This window comes from Noviherbaspirillum soli (assembly GCF_015352955.1).
GTDB lineage: Bacteria > Pseudomonadota > Gammaproteobacteria > Burkholderiales > Burkholderiaceae_D > Noviherbaspirillum_A > Noviherbaspirillum_A soli.
On sequence record NZ_JACYOX010000007.1, the window covers coordinates 149,596 to 157,356 of the forward strand.

The 7,761-nt window shown below is 66.2% G+C and carries 5 protein-coding genes; 2 read left to right on the forward strand and 3 right to left on the reverse strand.

The window, feature by feature from the left end:
- The first annotated feature begins 82 nt into the window (after window positions 1-82).
- Entirely contained in the window at window positions 83-2,065 is a 1,983-nt protein-coding gene (locus tag IGW04_RS08550; protein ID WP_194712638.1) for a PhoX family protein, read from the forward strand.
- Between the two features lie 133 nt (window positions 2,066-2,198).
- Here IGW04_RS08550 and IGW04_RS08555 read toward each other — a convergent pair whose 3' ends face one another.
- The 3 genes from IGW04_RS08555 to IGW04_RS08565 form a co-directional block, all read right to left on the reverse strand.
- On the reverse strand, window positions 2,199-3,686 hold the full coding sequence (locus tag IGW04_RS08555) for a GGDEF domain-containing protein (protein WP_194712639.1): 1,488 nt from the start codon (window positions 3,684-3,686) through the stop codon (window positions 2,199-2,201).
- A gap of 414 nt (window positions 3,687-4,100) precedes the next feature.
- A complete protein-coding gene (locus IGW04_RS08560; protein WP_194712640.1) occupies window positions 4,101-5,621 on the reverse strand; it encodes a PhoX family protein in 1,521 nt (506 codons plus the stop codon).
- 152 nt (window positions 5,622-5,773) lie between these two features.
- Window positions 5,774-6,340 (reverse strand): restriction endonuclease, encoded by a 567-nt coding sequence (locus tag IGW04_RS08565; RefSeq protein ID WP_194712641.1) that lies wholly within the window; start codon window positions 6,338-6,340, stop codon window positions 5,774-5,776.
- Between the two features lie 199 nt (window positions 6,341-6,539).
- On the opposite strand from IGW04_RS08565, the gene IGW04_RS08570 reads away from it, so the two are divergent.
- Window positions 6,540-7,085 carry a septal ring lytic transglycosylase RlpA family protein gene (locus IGW04_RS08570; protein ID WP_194712642.1) on the forward strand — a complete coding sequence of 182 codons (546 nt, stop codon included), beginning with the start codon at window positions 6,540-6,542 and terminating at the stop codon, window positions 7,083-7,085.
- Window positions 7,086-7,761: the final 676 nt, after the last annotated feature.

Genomic DNA, 7,761 nt, shown 5'->3' on the forward strand with positions numbered 1-7,761 from the left:
CGCTGCGCGGCCATGCATGACACCCAAAGCCGCGGTGCCAGTCGAAGCAGGGCAATCCCCATTCCACTGCCTATTGAAAAAGATGACGACCAAGTCCCCGCTTTCCCGCCGCCAGGCACTCAAATTCCTCGCCAGCGCGCCGCTGCTGCCGCTCGGTCCCGCGCTTGCTTCCTCGCTGCTCAGCGGATGCGGCGGCGGTTCCGACAGCGTTGCGGCCGCGGCGGTGGAAGCCCCGAAGACCACGGCCTCGTTCGCCTCGGTCAGCTTCAGCTCGATGCCGGCGCCCAACCTGACCACGCCGGCGGCGATGGCCACCACCAGCGTGGGCTCGACCATGACGGTCAATTACAGCGATGCCAGCAAGGTCGACTACAAGCTGGCCTATCAGCCCTTCTTCATCACCGGCGACCGCGTCCCCGACGGCAACGGCGGCACCATCCTCGCCGGCGGCTATGTCGACATCTACAACCAGCCCATCATCGACAGCAGCGTGCCCGCCAGCCCGCGCCAGTTCTTCTCCGATTCGCCGGACGGCACCTCCCTGCTGACAGTGCCCAATGCCAAGGTCAATGGCGTCAAGGGCAATGCGGTGTTCGCCGTGGTGCAGTTCGAGTACACCAGCCTGGCGCAGGACGGCGTCACCAACATGTACGGCAGGCTGCCATCGCCGATCGCGGTGCTGACGCTGGACCAGGACCCGGCCACCGGCAAGCTGGCCCTGGTGAAGTATCACAATGTCGATACCTCGTCCGTCAACGGGCTCTGGATCACCTGCGGCGCCAGCCTGTCGCCATGGGGCACCCATCTCTCCAGCGAGGAATACGAGCCGAATGCGTTCAGCGCCGCGACCGACGCCCAGTTCCGCGCCTTCAGCAAGAACCTGTACGGCAGCGAGACGGCGGCCAATCCCTACCACTACGGCCACCTGCCCGAAGTCACGGTCAATCCGGACGGCACGGCGTCGATCAAAAAGCATTATTGCCTTGGCCGCATCTCGCATGAACTGGTGCAGGTAATGCCGGACAACCGCACCGTGATGATGGGCGACGACGCCACCAACAGCGGCTACTTCATCTTCGTGGCCGACCGCGAAAAGGACCTGTCTTCCGGCACGCTCTATGTCGCCAAGGTCGGCGCCGGCTTCTCGCTCGACCCCAACGCCGGCGGCGCGCCGCTCACCTGGATCAGGCTCGGCTCGGCCAGCAGCGCCGAAGTCCAGCGCCTGGCCACCACGCTGCGGCCGACCGACATCATGGACGTCAAGACCGCCGACCCCGCCGACCCCGCCTACACCCGGGTGGCCGCCAACGGCCGCATCGAGTGGATCAGGCTGATGCCCGGCATGGAAAAGGCGGCAGCATTCCTGGAAACCCATCGCTACGCCGCGCTGGTGGGCGCCTCCATGGGCTTCACCAAGATGGAAGGCACCACCGTCAACGCCCGCGACAAGGTGGCCTACTCGGCGCTGCAGAACTGCCAGAGCTCGATGGTGGCCGGCAATGCGCTCAACCTGCCGGGCAACGGCGTCTCCATTCCGGGCCAGCTGGCTGCCGGCGCGGTGATGGCGCTGAACCTGAAGGGCGGCGTGCAGGACACCGGCGGCGCGGCCATCAACAGCGAATGGATGCCGGTCGACCTGAAGGCGCTGCTGGTGGGCCAGGACATCCCCGCCGACGCGCTCGGCAATACCGCCAATCCCGACAAGGTGGCCAATCCCGACAACCTGAAGTTCTCGGAGAAGATGCGCACCCTGTTCATCGGCGAGGACAGCAGCCAGCACGTCAACAACTTCCTGTGGGCCTACAACGTGGACACGAGACAGCTCGCGCGCATCATGTCGATCCCGTCCGGCGGCGAGTCCACCGGCCTGCATGCGGTGGACGAGATCAATGGCTGGACCTACATCATGAGCAACTTCCAGCATGCCGGCGACTGGCTGCCCATCCACAGCGCGGTGAAGTCCACGCTCGATCCGCTGATCAAGGCCAACTACAGGAATGCCTTCGGCGCGGCGGTCGGCTATCTCACCGCCGATGCCAGCGCAATCCGCACGACGAAGGCATAAGCCGGTAACGGCAGCGCCCGGGGCGGCATGACGGGATGGGGCGATCCCTGCTTGCAGTCATGCCGCTTCGTTGCCGATGACGCCGTGCATGCGCAGCAAGCCCGAAGTTCATGTCGGACTGCGCTGCCCTCCACTAGGCGGCGGCCGCCACCCGGTTCTTGCCTTCGCGCTTGGCCTGGTACAGCGCGGCGTCGACCCGCTGGATCAGCTGGTCCTGGCCTTCGTCGATGCCTACCAGCGCCGCGCCGGCGCTGAAGGTCACGAGCACCTTCTGGTGCTCGTACATGAAGATGGACCTGGTCAGTTCGCGCTGGATGCGGGTGACTGCCTGCATTGCATCCGGCAGAGTGGTGCCGGGCAGGAGCAGCATGAATTCCTCGCCGCCGAAGCGTGCGATCACATCCATCTGCCGCAGCGTGGCCCGGATCACCCTGACCAGGTGCACCAGCGCATTGTCGCCGGCCTGGTGGCCCAGCCTGTCGTTGAGCTGCTTGAAGTTGTCGATGTCGAGCAGGGCCACGCACAGCGGCGTGTGGTAGCGGCGCGCGCGATGCATTTCGCGGCCCAGGGCTTCCATCATGCCGCGCCGGTTCAGGCTCTGGGTCAGCGCATCCTCGCGCGCCAGTTCGCTCATTTCCTCCAGCTTGGCTTCCAGCGCCTGGATCCGCTTCTGTGCGTCGAGCAGTTCCGAGCGTGCCGCGCCGGCCTGCGCGCTGACGGTGCGGGCATGGTTTTCCAGCGTGGCGGTTTCACGCTGCACCGCGGCCAGGATGGGACGAAGCTGCTCGGCGCCGCGCACATCCGCCAGTTCGCTGGAATACGCGCTGATGCGGGCATGGTACTGGCCGGTGCTGGCGGCCATGGTATCGAGGCTGGCGATGAAGGTCTGCAGCATGCGCTCGACCGAATCGCGGGCCTGGTCGCGGCTCTCCTTGATCCTGGACTGGCGGGCGGCCACATCCTGAAGGTTGGCCAGCGCCGCCTGCAGCATGTCCACGCTCAGCGGGCCGTCCAGCAGCGCCTGCACCGTGGCCGCCTGGCCGTGCGCCCAGGACTGCTGCTCGGCCAGCCCGGCCATGTTGGCGCTCAGGTGGCGCAGCAGGTCCAGCAACAGGCCCTGCCTTTGCAGGGAGAGCTCACCGTGCCCGGCACAGTCGTCGACCAGGCAGGCCATTTCCTGCAGCGCGCCTTCGGTCTGCCGTGGTCCGCTCACGCTTCTGACCCGTTCCGCGGCGCTTCTGGCGCGCGTCGCCAGTGCATCGCCGGCTGCCAGCAGCGCCGGCATGCCGCGATCCAGCAGCATGGCGGCGGCCGCCTGCCATTCGTCAGTGCCGGCCGGCGGCTCGAACTCGATCGTCTCGCGCCGCACCGGGGCACGGCCAGTCAGCTCGGCTGCCATCTCCACCAGATCCAGCAGCGTCCTGCTGGCCAGCGCCCAATCGGACTGGTCCAGCGCCCGGCCCAGGCGCGGTGCGAATACTGACATTTCCCCACGCAAAGGACGCAATTGCTCCAGCAGCAGACGCAGCACTGCCTCCGGGCCGATCGCCACCGCTGCCTCGGCAGGCGGGGCGATAGGGGCCGCGGCTGTTGGCCGGGTGTGCAGGACACGTTTCAGCATGGAGCGGTTCCCCTTGGAGAAAGCTGCTCAAACGGCCGGGGATGATGGAGAACAGTGTCGGGCGGGTAGAACATGGCGGCTGAAAATGAAGGAGCAGATCATGCAGCGACGACGCGTCGTTCCGGGTCGATGCAGCATGCTTAACCATCACTACGAAAAGGTAAGTGATTGTCGGTATATTATCACCAGGAAATTAAAATTGGGCGGTAATCGCTCTCATCAAACAAAAGCGACAACGGCGGGCGCAACGCGTTTTCGCGCCGCACCCGCCGTTGTCGCATTGCCTGCGCGTCGGCCTGGACTGGGGGGTAGGTCCTGGCTCAACGACCATCCGGGTAAACCTTACTGAACGATGAAGGCAGCAGGCTTGCCTTCATCGCCCGGTCCGGTCATGCCGCCATGCGCGGCCCTGCCCTATGCGCCGTTGCCGCGGGAATGCAGAGGCCCCTTGGCCCAGGGTCCGGTGATGGCGAAGGTGATGCCTGGCGTCTGGATATTGACGAACAGGAAGCGGCCGGTCGGATCGAAACAGGCGCCGCAGAATTCCCGCGTGCGGCTGTCGCCGGCGGCGCTGGCCGTCTTGCCGGCCGCTGCCACCTGTTGCGCCGTCAGGTTGACATTGTTCTTGGCGAAAATGTAGGCGTCGCCGGCATCGGTCAGGCCCATCAGGCGCTGGCCGATGCCGAAGCGGTCGCCGGTTTCCGCGCCGCCATCCTCGCACAGCAGCAGGCCGCCGCCGGGGCTGACGGTCAGGTTGTCGCCCATGTTCCCCACCAGCGCGCCGGGGCTGCTGTAGATGCAGGTGATGCGCTGGCGCGCCAGGTCGAGCTCCCACACCGTGCCGCGCGCGGCCGAACCGCCGCTGGTGTCCATCACATAGATCCGGCCCTGGTAGTACCACATGCCTTCGCCGCGATTCATGCGCGCCGCGCCCTGTGCCCATCCCTGCACGAAGGGACCGGCCGCATTGGTGATCACCTGCCCGTTCAGGCCGGTGGCATTGCCGCGCGCCTGGTCGGGGTTGGCAATGGTCACCCACTCCAGCTCATACTGCTGGTCCACCGATACCGTGGCCAGATTGGCATTGGGTAGGCCTTTCACTCTTGCCATCTGCAGCGTGCCGCCCTGGGCCAGCGTGCCAGGCGCGCCCGGCGTCACCCGCGGCACGTAGCGGTAAAAGCCGGATTTGCCGGAACTGTCCTCGGTCATGTAGACGATGCTGGTGGCCGGATCGACCGCGGCCGCCTCGTGGCCGAAGCGGCCCATGCCGACGATGGGCCGGGCCGAGGTGGAAGACGGGTCGGCCCGCACTTCGAATACATAGCCGTGCATGTTGCCGGCGCTGCTGGCCGCGTCCGAGCTGACTTCCTCGCAGGTCAGCCAGGTGCCCCAGGGCGTGACGCCGCCGGCGCAGTTGCCCTGGGTGCCGCCCAGGCTGGGCGTCATGCCGACCCATTTGCCGTCGCGGAAGGCCAGGTTGGTGGTGCCGCCGCCGGGCTTGTTGACCAGGCCGCTGTTGGTGCCGCGGTCATAGACGGCGGGCGCATCGATCACGCTTTCCGGTGCGACGAAACCGATTTCATGGTTGCGCACCAGCACCACCTCCACCCGGTTGCCGCTGCTGCCCGAAGCGATCACGCCCATGCCGTCATGGCCGCCCGGACAGGGCTGGCCGTTGCTCATCAGGTCGCCGCGCCAGCCATAGCTCTTGTAGGTGAAGCCTGGCGGCAGCTGCAGCAGCGGCAGGCCGGTGGCCATGTCGTTGGTGGGCGCGATCGGGCCGTAAGGGCTTTCCACCAGCGCGGTGACGCCGTCGGCGGCTTGCGCCTGCCTGGCCTGCAGCGCGCCGAGGGCGCCGATGAAGGGCAGCGCATGGGCGCCGGCCAGGCCCTTGAGCAGATTGCGGCGCTTGCCGGAGATATCGTTGTCGGTCATGGTGTTCCTCCTGTTGATGGGCATCGGGTCAGATCCTTCGCACGCAGTCCGGACGGCGCCGGGCCGCGATGAACTGGCAAAAGATTAATCACCGCATGCTTCACCAGCATGACCAGAGGATGACGATTGCATGACCGGCAGTGCCGGACAGGTCAGAGCCCCAGCAGTTCGGCCAGGCGCGCATCCCGTATCACATCGATGCCGCTGTCGGCGGCCTGGCGGCGCGCCTGCTCGGTCAGTTCGTTGAGCGCGAGATAGGCGCCGCTGCCGGCCCTGGCGGCGCGCATGGCCGACTCCAGCTCGCGCAATGCGTCGGCGCCATGCCGGGCCGCCTTCCAGCGCCGGCAGGCCAGCAGCAGCACCTGCTCGTTCTTTTCGGCACGCAGGTCGGCGCCGGGACCAGCATAGGGCGTTACGGTGTAGCCACGGCGGCGCAGGCCCTCTTCGACCGCCTGCAGGAAGTCGCGCGAGGACATTGCGGTGGCCCGTTCCAGGGTGCGCGCCACCGCGGCCGGCGCCGGCGCGCGGAACTGGCGCCAGGCCGCCATGCAGCCGATGATGAAAAACGGTGCGCCGGAGAAGGCCGCCAGCGGCTTGTAGGGCGACGGCATCAGCGCGACCGCCAGCAGGCCAACGGCGGCCGCGACCAGAAAGCTGATCCACCAGCGCGAACGCAGCAGGATGGCGAACAGGGAGTTTTCCTTCATTTTGATGGGCATGGCATTGCTTTCGCGGGGATGCAGGGGGCGCCATCATAACGCAGCCGCCTGTGCCATACGGTCGGGCTGCGATGCGCGCAAACCCAACGGCAGCGACAGCCGAACTTTGCCCGCCTGCTGCCATCGAAACAACAAAGCCACGCGCTGTGCCGGATGCGGCGCGGCCGGGCTATCCCCTACTCTCTGCAACGGACCGGACATGACCATTTCACGCAAGAGCCGCCAGCTGGCGGCATGCCTCGTCGCCTGCTGCATCGGCGCGGCCGCGTCGGCCGCAACGCCGCCCGGCCATGGCAAGGCGGACGGCGGACATGCCGCGCATTCAAAGACAAGCAAGGCGGCCAAATCCTCCAAGGCGACCAGGACACCGAAGGCCGGCAAGCCGGCGCTGGACCTGTCTGGCAAGGCGCGCCGCGGCAAGGCCTCGTATTACGCCCGCAAGTTCCACGGCCGGAAGATGGCGGACGGCACCCGGATGAATCCGAATGCCAACGTCGCAGCCAGCAAGACCCTGCCATTGGGCACCAAGGCTGAGATCGTGAACCTGGAAAGCGGCAAGAAGGCGGTAGTGGAGATCCGCGACCGCGGCCCGTATGTGAAGGACCGCATTGTCGATGTCACGCCCAAGGTGGCGGACAAGCTGGACATGAAGGAAGACGGCGTGGCGCCGGTGGAGGTCAAGCCGATCGAGGTGCCGCAGCCGGATGGAAGCGTCAAGCGGGGCGAAGGCGCGAACGGACGTTGAGCGGCGTATCGGCAACGCCTCAAGCGGAACAGCTTTCGATGGTATCGACACTATCGTGGGGCGGAATACCCCAAAGGAGCATTCCGCCAACCATCGATCCAGGCAACACGCCGCATATGCCGTTCCGTATACCGCCATTCACATGAAATTGAGCGACCGCTGCTTTCGCAAGGCGCCACGCCCGAGGGGCATTGCGCCGTCGGCGGCCAACCGTGACGGTAATGGCGCGCTTTCCCTGATCGGCCATCGGTGCATTGCCCCTTCGGGGTGTTGCACGTTACGGCTGCTGCTTCACCAAGCTGCGCGATGAATTGTGAAAAAGCCCGTGCGGCGATGCGCACGGGCGCTGGCTTGCTGCCTAAAGCAAATTCGTCCGTACCAGCCTCGTAATGCAGTTTTCCCATCACGGCGCCGACTGCCTTTCTGCCACGCGGTTGATGGCCAGGATCGCACAGGGTGGAATACCCCAAAGGGGCATTCCACCTTTCGTCGACCGGGGCAGCGCTCCAGCCTCACTTGTGGTTTTGCCGCCGAAGGTGCAATGCCCTTCGGGTATTGCACCCTTGTATTATTCCGTCAGTTCGGTTGTGTAGTAATTCCGACGGTCTTGTACGACAAGCGTCGGAATGGTTGTAGCAGTTCCTTGGGGGCACCCAAGGAACGGGCGGCTGGATGC

Bases quoted from the DNA above. Each gene is read 5' to 3' on its own strand.
- IGW04_RS08570 (WP_194712642.1), top strand. From the start codon at position 6,540: ATGACCATTTCACGCAAGAGCCGCCAGCTGGCGGCATGCCTCGTCGCC.
- IGW04_RS08550 (WP_194712638.1), top strand. From the start codon at position 83: ATGACGACCAAGTCCCCGCTTTCCCGCCGCCAGGCACTCAAATTCCTC.
- IGW04_RS08555 (WP_194712639.1), bottom strand. From the start codon at position 3,686: ATGCTGAAACGTGTCCTGCACACCCGGCCAACAGCCGCGGCCCCTATC.
- IGW04_RS08565 (WP_194712641.1), bottom strand. From the start codon at position 6,340: ATGCCCATCAAAATGAAGGAAAACTCCCTGTTCGCCATCCTGCTGCGT.
- IGW04_RS08560 (WP_194712640.1), bottom strand. From the start codon at position 5,621: ATGACCGACAACGATATCTCCGGCAAGCGCCGCAATCTGCTCAAGGGC.